Genomic DNA, 13,622 nt, shown 5'->3' with positions numbered 1-13,622 from the left:
GGAACTTCGGCTGATCGATCGTTCGATCAGTCGTTGATCAGGTTCAGGATGTTCCCGTCCGGGTCCTTGAACCACGCGACCTTCATGTCGCCCATGACATGGAGGTCGCCGACCAGCTGCGTGTCGGGCATGTCGTAGTGCTCGAAGCGCACGCCCCGCGACTTCAGCGCGTCCACGACGCGCTCGATGTCGCCGTCGACCGACCATGTCACGGCCGTCGCCTGGTTGGTGCCCGCGAACTGCGAGCGGTACACGTTGATGCGGGTATTGCCGCTGCGATAGACGATGACCTCGTCCCCTTCCGCATCGACCTGGGTCAGGCCCAGCGTGTCTTCGTAGAAGCGACGGGCCACGGCGAGATCCTTCACCGCGAGATTGGCCACTGCGTTGATGTTTCCGAGCATGCGAGTCTCCTTCCAGGCCCCGCGCGCCATCGAAAATGAAGGGCGCCGAGCTTGCCAAAAATACTCAACCATGCGGTGCAGTATTTGCGTCGGACAGGGCCCTGTCAAGGCATCGGAAAATGGGGCCCCGCAAGTCGATACGTGCCCCATCGCGAATGAAGAAATCCTTCTTACGCGGCTTCCGGCACACTGCACCCCCGGTGCAGTGACCGCAGGCGACGGCTGCAACCCCCGATCCATTCCGACGAAGAGACAACCCATGATCCGCAGACATCTCGGCAAGCTGGCCACCTCGCTGGCGTTCTCGCTGGCACTCCCGCTGGCCCTTACCGCCACCGCCACCGCCCACGCACAGGCCACCGCCTACCCCGCCAAGCCCGTGCGCCTGATCGTGCCCTTCCCGCCCGGCGGCGGCACCGACATCCTGGCCCGCCTGGTGGCCCAGAAGCTCACCGAGGCCAAGCACTGGACCATGGTGCCCGACAACCGCGCGGGCGCCGGCGGCACCATCGGCATCGCCGAGGCCGCGCGCGCGGCGCCCACGGGCTACGACATCGTGATGGGCCAGAAGGACAACATGGTCGTCGCGCCCTGGCTCTACAAGAACCTGAGCTACAACACGGTGAAGGACCTGACCGCGGTAGCCCATGTGGCCTACACGCCGGTGGTGATCGTCACGCAGGCCAACTCCAAGTTCAAGACGCTCGACGACGTGGTGAAGGCCGCGCGCGCCGCGCCCGACACCGTCACCTACGGCTCGCCCGGCAACGGCACCACCATCCACCTGGCCGGCGAGATCTTCAACGGCGCCGCCAGGATCAAGATGCGCCACGTGCCCTACAAGGGCTCCAACGCGGCCATGATGGACGTGCTCGCGGGCAACGTCGACCTGATGGTGTCGTCGGTGCCCTCGGCCATGGCGCAGATCAAGGCCGGCAAGCTGCGTCCGCTGGCCGTCACCTCGGCCAGGCGCAGCACCTCGCTGCCCGAGACGCCCACCGTGGCCGAGCTCGGCTACAAGGACTTCGACGTGAGCACCTGGTACGGCATCTTCGTGCCGGCCGGCACGCCCAAGGACGTGGTGACCACGCTCAATGCCGAAGTCAACAAGCTGCTGGCCACGCCCGACATGAAGGCGGCCATCATCGCGCAGGGCGCCGAGCCGCAAAGCATGACGCCCGAGCAGTTCGGCGCGCTGCTGAAGACCGACTACGAGAAGTGGAAGGGCATCGTGCAAGCCTCGGGCGCGACAATCGAATAAGACTTCGCGTCGCAGAATGGTGTCTCCAGAACAGGCCGCAACGACGGCATGGAGACACCGATGGTTCCTTCGCTTCCCCTGAAGACGGCTGCCCTCGCGGCGGCCGTCGTCCTTTTCCAGGGCTGCGCGCAGACGCCTGCCGCGCAGAAACCTTCAGATGCCACCGTCGCCGCCCACGTCGCGGCAGCCACGAAGGCCGCGGGCACCGACCTCGGGCAGCTGCTCTCGCTGTGCAAGCCCGCCCCCGCCACGCGGCCGCCGCAGGAAGAGCTCGACAAGGGCCTGCCCCTGCTCATCAACAGGCCGGCACCGCCGCCCGCCAAGGCCTTCGACAACCTCTACTTCGTGGGCGCCGACTGGGTCAGCGCCTGGGCCATCAAGACCTCGGACGGCATCATCCTCATCGATGCGCTCAACAACCAGGTGGAAGCCGCCGCGCTGATCGAAGGCGGCATGCGCAAGCTGGGCCTGGACCCGGCGCAGATCAAGTACGTGATCGTCACGCACGGCCACGGCGACCACTACGGCGGCGCGCCGTATCTCGCGCAGAAGTACCGCGCGCGCGTGGTGATGAGCGAGCCCGACTGGACGATGACCGAGACCAAGCTCGAATTCGCCACGCCGATCTGGGGGGCGCCTCCGAAGCGGGACATCTCGGTGAAGGACGGCGACCGCGTCACGCTGGGCGACACCACCGTCACGCTCTACCTCACGCCGGGCCACACCATGGGCACGCTCTCGCCGGTGTTCGACGTCAGCGAGAACGGCAGGAAGCACCGCGCCATGCTCTGGGGCGGCACGGGCTTCAACTTCGGCAAGGACATTCCGCGGCTGGACAACTACATCGCCTCCACGAAGCGCATGGATTCGATCGTGAAGGCGCAGAACATCGACGTGATGCTGTCGAACCACTCGAACGTCGACAGTTCGCAGGCCAAGATGGCCGCGCTGCGCCAGCAGCCTGCGGGCGCGGCGAACCCGTTCGTGATGGGCACGCCGACGGTGGAGCGTGCGCTGAACGTGATGGGCGAATGCGCGCAGGCGCAGCGCGACAGGTTCTCGATGCAGTAGCAAACAGCAGCGCCTCCCCGATGGTTTTACTCCCTCTCCCCTCGGGGAGAGGGCTGGGGTGAGGGGGTAACGGCGGTAGCGAAGGTCGCGCATCTTCCTGAGCCGCCGCCCTCACCCTAACCCTCTCCCCAAGGGGAGAGGGAACAACGCCCGAACTCAGTCAGGCACGAACTTCCTGTTGAAGACGTCCACATCCGCCGCGTCCTCGAACGTCGCCACCTGCCCCATCTTCCCGTCGCTCATGCGGCAGGCCGAGAACAGGCTGTAGCGCCCCTTGAAGCCGAACTCGTTCATCACGATCAGCGCATAGGGGTGCGGCACGAACACCTGGTGCTCGAACACGATGCGGTGCACGTTGCGCGGCGAGGGAAAGAGCTTGTACTCGCCGGTGTCGATGGCCTGGGCCGTTGCCATGGGGTCGCTCGCCTTCCGCTCAGTCGGGGTCGCGCACGTCGGCCACGGGCTTGGCGCCGAAGTCCGCGCGGCCAAGGTACTTCAGCACCTTGGCCGCGGCCGTGGCGGGGCTGTCGAGCATGCCTTCGTTCTTCATCTTCTCGAAGCGCGTGCGGTCCGGAAACTTCTCGGCCGAGGCGCCGCGCAGCTGCACCTGCATGTCGGTGTCGATCACGCCCGGCGCCAGCGAGACGATGCGCGCGCCGTTCGGCGCATTCGCCTCCTCCAGCGCCACGGCGCGCGAGAAGTGGTCCATGCCGGCCTTCGCAGCGCAGTACGGCGCCTGGCTGCCCATGGCGTTGCGGCCCAGACCCGAGGAAATGTTGAGCACCTTGCGCGCGCCGCGCCATTCGCGCGTGGCGCCGAGGAACGCCGCCGTCAGCAGCATCGGCGCTTCCAGGCCGATGCGCAGGGCCAGCGACAGCTCGGCCTCCACGGCGCGCGACAGCGGCGCGGGGTTGCCGACGGTGCCCGCGTTGTTGATGAGCGTGACGCTGTCGAAGCGCTGCGCGTCGACGGTCTTGAGCCAGGCCGAGAGGCGCTCGGCTGCGGCCACCGGGTCGGAAAGGTCCTGCTCCCATTGCGTGAGTTCGGCGCCGGCGGCCTTGGCCGCTTCGGCCAGCGCGGGCGACTGCTTGCGCGAAATGCCGACGACCGTGTGGCCGGCCTGCAGCAGCTGCTCGGCCATGGCCAGGCCCAGGCCGCGCGAGGCGCCGGTGATGAGGGTGAGGTGAGAGGTAGACATGGGATTGCGGTGGAGACGGAAAGAAAACCGCGAGCTTAGGCGATGCGATGAATTTCGATCGGGCCCACGGTTGAATCCGTCGCCGCGGCACCCAGTCCTGAACGTACCGGCGATAGATGGAGTTTTGTCCTTCAAAATAGACAAATTCCGTTTTCAACCCAAAAATGTGGCGCATGAAGGACAAAATCAGGCTCCCCGGCGAGCTTGGACAAGCCATCAAGCGCGCGCGAAAAGAAGGCCGCCTGAAGGCGACCGACATCGCCTCACGGTCGGGCCGCGCGCGCAACGTTCTCTACCGCCTGGAGCGAGGGGAAGACGTCACCCTCGCCTCGCTTTTCGACATCCTGCGCGCCATGGATCTCACGATCAGCCTGGAGCGCCTGGGCATGCCGACGCTGGAGGAAGTCACGCAACGCTTCGGACAGGACGAGGACGACGATGCTTCCTGAAAAGATCAGGCAGCTCGACGTCGAGATCGCCGGCGCGCCCGCCGGGCAGTTGCTCAGGCACTCCGTCTACGAGTTCCGGTACCTCGACGGCCGTGCGGACCAGCCCTCGGTCGCGCTCCTCATGCCGCCGACCCGGCCCACATACCAGGACGGCGACCTCTTCGCGGTCATGGATCAGAACCTGCCGGAGGGCGACCTGTACCTGCGCCTGCGGGCGATGTTCCCCAAGCAGCAGCTCACCCCGATGCACCTGCTCGCGGTGATCGGCTCCCACGGCATCGGGCGGCTGGGCTTCCAGCTGCCGGGAGCGCAGCCGCTTGCGGCGCCTCGGACCATCGACCGCAAGACCTTGCTGCAAACCCGCTACACGCCCGAGGTGTTCGACGAACTGGTGCGGGCCTACCTGAGCACGGGCGCCGGCATTGCGGGCATGCAGCCGAAGATCATGGTGCCGGACCGGGTCACCCTTCCCGTGCCCACGATCATCGTGAAGGCCGCCGCGCCTTCCTATCCGGGCCTGTCGGCCAACGAGTTCATGTGCCTGACGGCCGCCGGCCACGCCGGCATCGAGACACCCGGCTTCGATCTCTCGGACGACGGACAGCTGCTCCTGGTCGACAGGTTCGACATCGCGGCGGACGGCTCGCGCATCGGGTTCGAGGACATCGCGGCGTTGATGAACCTCCGGGTGCGCGACATCCAGTCCGATCGGAAGTACCACGGCAGCTACCAGCGCATCGCCGAGCTGATGCAGTACCTTCAGCTGCCCAGCGAGAACCTGGCGCGCTTCTTCGAGCAGGTCGCCTTCAGCATCATGGTGCGCAACGGCGACGGCCACCTCAAGAACTACGGATTGCTCTACACCTCGACGGCGGATTGCCGCCTCGCGCCCATGTTCGACGTGGTGACCACCGCGATCTACAGGTACACGCGCTACGAGGGCGGGCCCGAGCTGGAGGACCGCACGCTTGCGCTCAAGCTCTTCGCGGGCAAGGGCTACACCAGGGCCTATCCGACGACCGAGGAGCTGCTGCTTTTCGGCAGCAAGGTATGCGGGGTCGCCAAGCCCGCCCTCGTTCTCGAGCGAATCGCCGAAGGCATGCGAAAGACGCTGGACGAGGCGCGCGGCGACCAGCGGATTCCGAAAGACCTGCTGGCGAAGATGCGAGACACGTGGACCGACGGGATGATCCACGCCAAGACGCGATAACAGCCGGAGGCGGCCCTAGCGGAACTGCTTCCTCAGGAAGTTGCGATGCCGCGCAATGTGCTGCATCTGCGCCGGCGCGATGGTGCCGCCAAGATCGACCTCGTCCGCACCGTTGAGCACCGCGTTGGCATTGGCCATGGCGCGCGCCACCACCTCTTCCTCGCTCACGCCGAGCTGCGCCGCGAGGTCGAGCGCCACGCGGCGCATGGCGCGCTGCGAGAGCATCCACATCGCGCCGAAACGGTCCCAGGCGAGTGCGGCTTCCTCGGCCTTCTCGCGGTCGGCTAGGATCTCGGCGAGCGGCTTTGCCAACACCGCGTCGAGCGCTTCTACCTTTTCGGTGAGCGCCTCGTTGCGCTCGATGACTTCCTCCAGCGTGGGGCCGGCGCTTTCGGGCTTGGCCTTGGGTGGTTCCGGAGGCGGGATGAATGCGGCCTCGGCATTCGCGGGCACGATCTGGAGCTTGTCGGAGAGATTGGTCATGATTTTTCCGCCTGGGTTGGCACCGGCTGGTTCTTCTTGTTCGACATCGCGGTCGCGCGCAGGCCCGGCAGGTCGAGCACGCGCAGGCCGCCGTACTCCACGCGGATCAGCCCCTGCGCCGACAGCGCGTTGAGCGCCTCGTTCACGCGCTGGCGCGAGAGGCCGACCAGGTAGGCCAGTTCCTGCTGCGTGATCCGTAGCACTTCGCCCACGCCAGGGTAAAGCACCGGATTGAACAGCGACACGAGGTTGCGCGCCACGCGCGCGTCGGGGTTGTTGAGCCGGTCGATCTCGAGCGCAGCGATGAACTGGCCCAGCCGCTCGTTGAGCTGGTTCATCACGAAGCGGTTGAAGCCGATGGAATGGTCGAGCAGCCAGTGAAAGCTGTCGGTGGGCAGGCCGGCGATGAGGCTGCGCCGCAGCGCCTGGATGTTGTAGCGGTAGGGCTCGCGCTTCATCACCGTGCCTTCGCCGAACCAGCCGCCGGGCGGCACGCCGGTGTAGGTGACGGAGCCGCCGTCGGCGTTGTCGTTGCTCATCTTCAGGAGCCCCTCGACCACGCCGAACCAGTAGGTGGGCGAGCGCCCGACACGGCAGACGAGGTCGCCGGGCTCGGCCTCGCCGACCACCAGCGCGGCCTCGGCGCGGCGCCGCTCGGCGGGCGTGAGCGTGGGCAGCCACGGAATGCCTTCCAGTTCCTGCGCATTGGCTGCGCGCACCCGGTCCCTGATGGTCGAACCGCCGAGCGCGCTGTGGGTGGGATGGCCATGAGGCATCGGGAAACTCCGGGGAGTAGTGTCCCTAGGATTGTCGTTGGAACGACAAGCGGGCGTCAAAGTGAGTCCTACGATCCGGCCACTGTGCAAACACCCGCCCCCACCTTTCCCCGTCTGCTGCTCGCGCACGCCGAGGCCCAGCCCGAGGCCCCAGCCATGCGCGAGAAGGACCTCGGCATCTGGCAAACCTGGAGCTGGAGCGCCGTCGCGCAGGAAGTGCGCGAGACCGCCTGCGGCCTCGCGAGCCTGGGCTTCAGGCCCTTCGACAACCTGGCCATCGTCGGCGCCAACCGGCCCCACCTGTACATGGCGGCGGTCGCGGCGCAGAGCCTGCGCGGCGTGCCGGTGCCGCTGTACCAGGACGCGGTGGCCGGCGAGATGGTCTTCATGCTGCAGGACGCCGGCATCGAGTTCGTGATCGTCGAAGACCAGGAGCAGGTCGACAAGCTGCTCGAGTGCCGCGAGATGCAGCAGGGCAAGCAGCCCGGCATCCGCTACATCGTCTACGACGACCCCAAGGGCCTGCGCCACTACGACCAGCCCGGGCTCATGAGCCACGAGCAGCTGCGCGCGCTGGGCCGCGAGTTCGACAAGGCCAACGTCGGCTACTACGACCGCGCGGTGGCCAGCGGCGAAGCGACGGACGTGGGCGTGATCCTCTACACCTCCGGCACCACCGGCCGCCCCAAGGGCGTGTGCCAGACGCACGCGAGCTTCATCGCGGCGGGCCGCGGCGGCGTGGAGACCGACAGGCTCGGCCCCGGCGACAACATCATGAGCTACCTGCCGATGGCGTGGGTGGGTGACCACCTGTTCTCGGTGGCGCAGTGGCTGGTGGGCGGCTTCACGCTCAACTGCCCCGAGTCGAGCGAGACGGTGATGAACGACATGCGCGAGATCGGCCCGAGCTACTACTTCGGCCCGCCGCGCACCTTCGAGGGGCTACTGACAGCCGTGTCGATCCGCATGGAAGACGCGGCGGCTCCGAAGCGCTGGCTGTACGCGAAGTTCATGGCGCTGGCGCAGCGCGTGGGCGCCGACATTCTCAACGGCGCGCCGGTGAGCATGGGCGACCGCCTGATGTATCGCCTGGGCGACCTGCTGATCTACGGCCCGCTGCGCAACGTGCTGGGCATGAGCCGCATCCGCGTGGCATACACCGCGGGCGCGGCCATCGGGCCCGACCTGTTCCGCTTCTACCGCTCCATCGGCGTCAACCTGAAGCAGTTCTACGGCCAGACCGAGACCTGCGCCTACGTGTGCCTGCAGCAGGACGGCAAGGTCAAGCTGCAGACCGTGGGCACGGCCGCGCCCGGCATCGAGCTGAAGATCGCCGAAGACGGCGAGGTGCTGGTGCGCGGCGTGTCGGTGCTCAAGGAGTACTACAAGCGCCCCGACGCCACCGCCGAGGTGCTGGACGCGAACGGCTACTTCCACACCGGCGACGCGGGCGTGCTCGACAGCGAGGGCCACCTGCGCATCATCGACCGCGCCAAGGACGTGGGCCGCCTCGTGGGCGGCGCGATGTTCGCGCCCAACTACATCGAGAACAAGCTCAAGTTCTTCCCGCAGATCAAGGAAGCCGTGTGCTTCGGCAACGGCCGCGACGAGGTCTGCGCCGCCATCAACATCGACTACGAGGCCGTCGGCAACTGGGCCGAGCGCCGAGGCCTGGCCTACGGTGGCTACGTCGACCTGGCCGGCAAGCCCGACGTGCTCGCGCTGGTGGCCGAGTGCATCGCCAAGGTGAACGCCGACCTCGCCGCCGAAGACGGCATGGGCGAGACGCAGATCGCGCGCTTCCTCGTGCTGCACAAGGAACTCGACCCCGACGACGACGAGCTCACCCGCACGCGCAAGGTGCGCCGGGGCTTCATCGCCGACAAGTACGCGGTGCTGGTCGACGCGCTCTACGGCGGCAGGAAGGAGCAGTTCATCGAGACCCAGGTCAAGTTCGAGGACGGACGCACGGGCGTGGTGAGCGCGACGCTGAAGATCGTCGAGGCGAAGCGGTTCGCGCCGTTGGGAAAGGCGGCGTGAGATGAATGCACTCGAATTCGGACAGCCGAACGCAGAAGAAATACAAAAACTACGCAGAAGTCGCAGAGGGAATCGGATGAACTTTTCATGGTCTTCTTTCGCGACTTCTGCGAAACCTTCGCGACTTCTGCGTTCGGCTGTCCGCGTCCAGGAGCCCGTCCATGGCTAGAAAAACCGGCGACGTCATCCTGGACGTGCAGAACATCTCGCTGAGCTTCGGCGGCGTGAAGGCGCTCACCGACATCAGCTTCAACGTGCGCGAGCACGAGGTGCGGGCCATCATCGGGCCGAACGGCGCGGGCAAGAGCTCGATGCTGAACTGCATCAACGGCGTGTACTGGCCTCAGCAGGGCTCCATCACCTTCCGGGGCCAGACCTTCAAGCACATGAACTCGCGCCAGGTGGCCGAGATGGGCGTGGCGCGCACCTTCCAGAACCTGGCCCTCTTCAAGGGCATGAGCGTGCTCGACAACATCATGACGGGCCGCAACCTCAAGATGAAGAGCGGCCTGTTCGCGCAGGCGCTGCGCTGGGGACCGGCCGAGCGCGAGGAGCTCGCGCACCGCGAGTTCGTCGAGCACATCATCGACTTCCTCGAAATCCAGGCGCACCGCAAGACGCCGGTGGGCCGCCTGCCCTACGGCCTGCAGAAGCGCGTGGACCTGGGCCGCGCGCTCGCGATGGAGCCGCAGGTGCTGCTTCTGGACGAGCCCATGGCCGGCATGAACGTGGAGGAGAAGCAGGACATGAGCCGCTTCATCCTCGACGTGAACGACGAGTTCGGCGCGACCATCGTGCTGATCGAGCACGACATGGGCGTTGTGATGGACATCTCCGACCGCGTGGTGGTGCTGGACTACGGCAAGAAGATCGGCGACGGCACGCCCGACGAGGTGCGCAGCAACGAAGACGTGATCCGGGCCTATCTGGGTGTGGAGCACTGATGGCCGCGCACGACCGCTTCCTGTCTTGCCCCCTCTCCCGCCTGCGGGAGAGGGTTGGGGTGAGGGTCGACGGCCTCATCACAAACGGCAGCATCTCCAACGCCGCTTGCCCTCACCCCTGCCCTCTCCCGCAAGCGGGAGAGGGAGAAAGAAACTGACCATGGGCTTTTTCCTCGAAACCCTCTTCGGCGGCCTGATGGTCGGCATGCTCTATTCGCTGATCGCCATCGGCTTCGTGCTGATCTACAAGGCCTCCGGCGTCTTCAACTTCGCGCAGGGCGCGATGGTGCTGTTCGCGGCGCTGGCTATGGCGCGCTTCGCCGAGTGGTTCCCGCAGTGGTTCGGCTTCGAAAGCCAGATCCTCGCGAACATCCTGGCCTTCGTCGCGGCCATGGCGGTGATGGTTCTCGTGGCCTGGCTCATCGAACGGCTCGCGCTGAGCAAGCTGGTGAACCAGGAAGGCATCACGCTGCTGATGGCCACGCTGGGCATCGCCTACTTTCTCGACGGCGTGGGCCAGACCATCTTCGGCAACGACATCTACAAGATCGACGTGGGCATGCCCAAGGAACCGCTGATGGTGCTGGAGAACACCTTCCAGGGCGGCCTGCTGCTGAGCCAGGAAGACCTGATCGCCGCACTCGTGGCCGCGGGCCTCGTGGTGGTGCTGGCCATCTTCTTCCAGAAGACCGCCACCGGCCGCGCCCTTCGCGCGGTGGCCGACGACCACCAGGCCGCGCAGTCCATCGGCATTCCGTTGAAGCGCATCTGGGTGATCGTGTGGTCGGTGGCCGGCTTCTCGGCGCTGGTGGCCGGGATCATCTGGGGATCGAAGCTGGGCGTGCAGTTCTCGCTCTCGCTGGTGGCGCTGAAGGCGCTGCCGGTGGTGATCCTGGGCGGCCTCACTTCCATTCCGGGCGCCATCATCGGCGGCCTCTTGATCGGCGTGGGCGAGAAGCTCTCCGAAATCTATCTCGGCCCCATGTTCGGCGGCGGCATCGAGATCTGGTTCGCCTATGTGCTGGCGCTGGTGTTCCTGCTGGTGCGTCCACAGGGCCTCTTCGGCGAAAAGATCATCGATCGGGTGTGAGATGAAGAACTTCGAATACCGACAGCCGAACGCGGAAGAAATACAAAAGTTGCGCAGAGGTCGCAGAAGAAAACCTCAAGATTTTCTGCATTCCTTCTGCGACCTCTGCGAGACCTTCGCGACCTCTGCGTTCGGCTGTCCGATCCCGCTTTCGACCTACTGACATGTTCTACAGAGAAAACGGCCAATTCAAGTCGAGCTACCGCGCCGACCAGCAGATCTTCCCGATCGCGCAGGACCGCCTGGCCATCCTCGTTCTGCTGCTCGTGGCGTTCGTGGTGGTGCCGCTGGGCGTGTCGGACTACTGGATGCGCGCCATCCTCACGCCCTTCCTCATTCTTTCGCTCGCCGCACTGGGGCTGAACATCCTCGTGGGCTACTGCGGCCAGATCTCGCTGGGCACCGGCGCCTTCATGGCGGTGGGCGCATACGCGGCCTACAACTTCCAGGTGCGCATCGACGGCATGCCGCTCATCGCATCGCTGCTGCTGGGCGGACTGTGCGCCACGGTGATCGGCGTGCTCTTCGGCATTCCGAGCCTGCGCATCAAGGGGCTGTACCTGGCCGTGGCCACGCTGGCGGCGCAGTTCTTCACCGACTGGGCCTTCCTGCGCATCCAGTGGTTCACCAACAATTCTTCCTCCGGCTCGGTGAGCGTGGCGGGGCTCAACGTGTTCGGCGTGCCCATCGAGTCGCCGGCGCAGAAGTATCTTTTCTGCCTGATCTTCGTTTCGGTGTTCGCGCTGCTGGCCAAGAACCTGGTGCGCAGCGCCATCGGCCGCGAATGGATGGCGATGCGCGACATGGACGTGGCGGCCGCGGTGATCGGCATCCGCCCCGTCTACGCCAAGCTCACGGCCTTCGCGGTGAGCAGCTTCATCGTCGGCGTGGCCGGCGCGCTGTGGGGCTTCGTGCACCTGGGCGCGTGGGAGCCGGCGGCCTTCAGCATCGACCGCTCGTTCCAGCTGCTGTTCATGGTGATCATCGGCGGGCTGGGATCGATCATGGGCAGCTTCTTCGGTGCCGCCTTCATCGTGCTGCTGCCGCTCCTGCTCAACCAGCTGCCGGGCTGGCTGGGCTTCTCGATTTCCACCGCGCTGGCCTCGCACCTGGAGACCATGATCTTCGGCGCGCTGATCGTGTTCTTCCTGATCGTCGAGCCGCACGGCCTCGCGCGGCTGTGGTCCACGGCCAAGGAGAAGCTGCGGCTGTGGCCCTTCCCTCATTGATGAGTTCGCGTTCGTAAAAACCCGGCACCGAGGTGCCCACAAAGGAGACAGGCATGAAACTGAAATCGCTCGCTCTGACCGCCGCCCTGGTGGCCGGCACCCTCGGCGCCGCGCTCGCGCCATCCGTGGTCAACGCGCAGGCCAAGGAGCAGTTCTTCCCGCTGCTGGTGTACCGCACCGGCCCCTACGCACCCAACGGCACGCCCTGGGCCAACGGCAAGCAGGACTACATCAAGCTGGTCAACGCCACCGGCGGCATCAACGGCGTGAAGATCGCGTACGAGGAGTGCGAGACCGGCTACGCCACCGACAAGGGCGTGGAGTGCTACGAGCGCCTGAAGGGCCGCCCCGGCGTGGCGCTCTTCGACCCGCAGGCCACCGGCATCACCTTCGCGCTGACCGACAAGGTGCCCACCGACAAGATCCCGCTGATCACGCTGGGCTACGGCCTGGCCGCCTCGCAGGACGGCGGCGTCTTCAAGTGGAACTTCCCGCTGATGGGCTCCTACTGGACCGCGGCCGATATCCTGATCCAGCACATCGGGAAGAAGGAAGGCGGCATGGACAAGCTCAAGGGCAAGAAGATCGCCCTCGTCTATCACGACTCGCCCTTCGGCAAGGAACCGATCCCGCTGCTGCAGGAGCGCGCCAAGCAGAACGGCTTCGAGCTCTCGCTGATTCCGGTGACCGCGCCCGGCGTGGAGCAGAAGTCGGCCTGGCTGCAGGTTCGCCAGCAGCGCCCCGACTTCGTGCTGCTGTGGGGCTGGGGCGTGATGAACTCCACCGCACTGAAGGAGGCCGTGGCCACCGGCTACCCGCGCGAGAAGATGTACGGCGTGTGGTGGGCCGGCGCCGAGCCCGACGTGAAGGACGTGGGCGCCAACGCCAAGGGCTACCACGCGCTGGCGCTGAACACCTCGGGCACGCAGCCCAAGGTGATCCAGGACATCCTCAAGCAGGTGCACGACAAGGGCCAGGGCACAGGTCCGAAGGACGAAGTGGGCTCGGTGCTCTACACGCGCGGCGTGATCATCCAGATGCTGACCATCGAGGCCGTGAAGCGCGCGCAGGAGCGCTTCGGCAAGGGCAAGGTCATGACCGGCGAGCAGGTTCGCTGGGGCATGGAGAACCTCGCGCTCGACCAGAAGAAGCTGGACGCGCTGGGCTTCTCGGGCGTGATGCGCCCGGTGAGCACCTCGTGCCAGGACCACATGGGCTCGACCTGGGCGCGCGTGCACACCTGGGACGGCGCGAAGTGGGGCGACATGTCCGACTGGTACCAGGCCGACGAGCAGATCATCAAGCCGATGGTGAAGGCCGCGGCCGACAAGTACGCGGGCGAGAAGAAGCTGACACGCCGCGAAGCAGCGGATTGCCAATCTTGAGCTGACCCCCAGTCTGCGCGCACTTCGTGTCGCTTCGCCAACCCCCTTCCAGGGGGCAACACCTGCGGCCCGGCAAAGCCGG

The 13,622-nt window shown here is 66.3% G+C and carries 14 protein-coding genes; 9 read left to right on the top strand and 5 right to left on the bottom strand.

Translation table 11 applies throughout. From position 1 onward, the window contains the following. Positions 1-26: 26 nt before the first annotated feature. Positions 27-404 carry a VOC family protein gene (locus EJP67_RS08455; protein WP_126021251.1) on the bottom strand — a complete coding sequence of 126 codons (378 nt, stop codon included), beginning with the start codon at positions 402-404 and terminating at the stop codon, positions 27-29. Positions 405-663: 259 nt separating this feature from the next. Here EJP67_RS08455 and EJP67_RS08450 point away from each other — a divergent pair, with 259 nt between their 5' ends. After that, positions 664-1,665: a Bug family tripartite tricarboxylate transporter substrate binding protein gene (locus EJP67_RS08450; RefSeq protein ID WP_126021250.1), complete on the top strand. Its 1,002-nt coding sequence runs from the start codon at positions 664-666 to the stop codon at positions 1,663-1,665. A gap of 60 nt (positions 1,666-1,725) precedes the next feature. Next, the gene (locus EJP67_RS08445) at positions 1,726-2,736 is read left to right on the top strand and encodes an MBL fold metallo-hydrolase (RefSeq protein WP_126021249.1); all 1,011 of its coding nucleotides are present in this window, start codon (positions 1,726-1,728) and stop codon (positions 2,734-2,736) included. Positions 2,737-2,892: 156 nt separating this feature from the next. On the opposite strand, the gene EJP67_RS08440 is transcribed toward EJP67_RS08445, so the two are convergent. Both EJP67_RS08440 and EJP67_RS08435 read right to left on the bottom strand, forming a co-directional pair. Further along, on the bottom strand, positions 2,893-3,150 hold the full coding sequence (locus EJP67_RS08440) for a hypothetical protein (protein WP_126021248.1): 258 nt from the start codon (positions 3,148-3,150) through the stop codon (positions 2,893-2,895). Between the two features lie 19 nt (positions 3,151-3,169). Continuing rightward, the gene (locus tag EJP67_RS08435; RefSeq protein WP_126021247.1) at positions 3,170-3,934 is read right to left on the bottom strand and encodes an SDR family NAD(P)-dependent oxidoreductase; all 765 of its coding nucleotides are present in this window, start codon (positions 3,932-3,934) and stop codon (positions 3,170-3,172) included. Between the two features lie 173 nt (positions 3,935-4,107). Between EJP67_RS08435 and EJP67_RS08430 the strand changes: the two genes are divergently transcribed. Further along, positions 4,108-4,383, top strand: a complete 276-nt coding sequence (locus EJP67_RS08430) for a helix-turn-helix domain-containing protein (protein WP_240650555.1) — start codon at positions 4,108-4,110, stop codon at positions 4,381-4,383. After that, positions 4,373-5,593 (top strand): type II toxin-antitoxin system HipA family toxin, encoded by a 1,221-nt coding sequence (locus EJP67_RS08425; RefSeq protein ID WP_126021245.1) that lies wholly within the window; start codon positions 4,373-4,375, stop codon positions 5,591-5,593. Before EJP67_RS08430 ends, EJP67_RS08425 begins: the two co-directional genes overlap by 11 nt. A gap of 15 nt (positions 5,594-5,608) precedes the next feature. On the opposite strand, the gene EJP67_RS08420 is transcribed toward EJP67_RS08425, so the two are convergent. Together EJP67_RS08420 and EJP67_RS08415 are read right to left on the bottom strand one after the other, a co-directional pair. Then, a complete protein-coding gene (locus EJP67_RS08420; RefSeq protein ID WP_126021244.1) occupies positions 5,609-6,076 on the bottom strand; it encodes a hypothetical protein in 468 nt (155 codons plus the stop codon). After that, positions 6,073-6,852: a Crp/Fnr family transcriptional regulator gene (locus EJP67_RS08415; RefSeq protein ID WP_126021243.1), complete on the bottom strand. Its 780-nt coding sequence runs from the start codon at positions 6,850-6,852 to the stop codon at positions 6,073-6,075. The genes EJP67_RS08420 and EJP67_RS08415 overlap by 4 nt, the downstream gene beginning before the upstream one ends. 84 nt (positions 6,853-6,936) lie before the next feature. On the opposite strand from EJP67_RS08415, the gene EJP67_RS08410 reads away from it, so the two are divergent. The 5 genes from EJP67_RS08410 (at position 6,937) to EJP67_RS08390 (ending at position 13,540) form a co-directional block, all read left to right on the top strand. Further along, positions 6,937-8,892: an AMP-dependent synthetase/ligase gene (locus EJP67_RS08410; protein ID WP_126021242.1), complete on the top strand. Its 1,956-nt coding sequence runs from the start codon at positions 6,937-6,939 to the stop codon at positions 8,890-8,892. A gap of 161 nt (positions 8,893-9,053) precedes the next feature. Next, on the top strand, positions 9,054-9,836 hold the full coding sequence (locus EJP67_RS08405) for an ABC transporter ATP-binding protein (protein WP_126021241.1): 783 nt from the start codon (positions 9,054-9,056) through the stop codon (positions 9,834-9,836). Between the two features lie 160 nt (positions 9,837-9,996). Then, on the top strand, positions 9,997-10,926 hold the full coding sequence (locus EJP67_RS08400; RefSeq protein ID WP_126021240.1) for a branched-chain amino acid ABC transporter permease: 930 nt from the start codon (positions 9,997-9,999) through the stop codon (positions 10,924-10,926). 164 nt (positions 10,927-11,090) lie between these two features. After that, positions 11,091-12,155 (top strand): branched-chain amino acid ABC transporter permease, encoded by a 1,065-nt coding sequence (locus EJP67_RS08395; protein WP_125950549.1) that lies wholly within the window; start codon positions 11,091-11,093, stop codon positions 12,153-12,155. A gap of 53 nt (positions 12,156-12,208) precedes the next feature. Beyond that, entirely contained in the window at positions 12,209-13,540 is a 1,332-nt protein-coding gene (locus tag EJP67_RS08390; RefSeq protein ID WP_126021239.1) for an ABC transporter substrate-binding protein, read from the top strand. Positions 13,541-13,622 lie beyond the last annotated feature (82 nt).

The organism is Variovorax guangxiensis (assembly GCF_003952165.1).
GTDB classification, from domain to species: domain Bacteria; phylum Pseudomonadota; class Gammaproteobacteria; order Burkholderiales; family Burkholderiaceae_C; genus Variovorax; species Variovorax guangxiensis.
Note: the sequence above shows the minus strand (reverse complement) of the source record. Positions and strands in the feature narration are given on the sequence as shown.

Bases quoted from the DNA above. Each gene is read 5' to 3' on its own strand.
- EJP67_RS08400 (WP_126021240.1), top strand. From the start codon at position 9,997: ATGGGCTTTTTCCTCGAAACCCTCTTCGGCGGCCTGATGGTCGGCATG.
- EJP67_RS08450 (WP_126021250.1), top strand. From the start codon at position 664: ATGATCCGCAGACATCTCGGCAAGCTGGCCACCTCGCTGGCGTTCTCG.
- EJP67_RS08405 (WP_126021241.1), top strand. From the start codon at position 9,054: ATGGCTAGAAAAACCGGCGACGTCATCCTGGACGTGCAGAACATCTCG.
- EJP67_RS08455 (WP_126021251.1), bottom strand. From the start codon at position 404: ATGCTCGGAAACATCAACGCAGTGGCCAATCTCGCGGTGAAGGATCTC.
- EJP67_RS08415 (WP_126021243.1), bottom strand. From the start codon at position 6,852: ATGCCTCATGGCCATCCCACCCACAGCGCGCTCGGCGGTTCGACCATC.
- EJP67_RS08435 (WP_126021247.1), bottom strand. From the start codon at position 3,934: ATGTCTACCTCTCACCTCACCCTCATCACCGGCGCCTCGCGCGGCCTG.
- EJP67_RS08430 (WP_240650555.1), top strand. From the start codon at position 4,108: ATGAAGGACAAAATCAGGCTCCCCGGCGAGCTTGGACAAGCCATCAAG.
- EJP67_RS08395 (WP_125950549.1), top strand. From the start codon at position 11,091: ATGTTCTACAGAGAAAACGGCCAATTCAAGTCGAGCTACCGCGCCGAC.
- EJP67_RS08440 (WP_126021248.1), bottom strand. From the start codon at position 3,150: ATGGCAACGGCCCAGGCCATCGACACCGGCGAGTACAAGCTCTTTCCC.
- EJP67_RS08390 (WP_126021239.1), top strand. From the start codon at position 12,209: ATGAAACTGAAATCGCTCGCTCTGACCGCCGCCCTGGTGGCCGGCACC.
- EJP67_RS08445 (WP_126021249.1), top strand. From the start codon at position 1,726: ATGGTTCCTTCGCTTCCCCTGAAGACGGCTGCCCTCGCGGCGGCCGTC.
- EJP67_RS08425 (WP_126021245.1), top strand. From the start codon at position 4,373: ATGCTTCCTGAAAAGATCAGGCAGCTCGACGTCGAGATCGCCGGCGCG.
- EJP67_RS08420 (WP_126021244.1), bottom strand. From the start codon at position 6,076: ATGACCAATCTCTCCGACAAGCTCCAGATCGTGCCCGCGAATGCCGAG.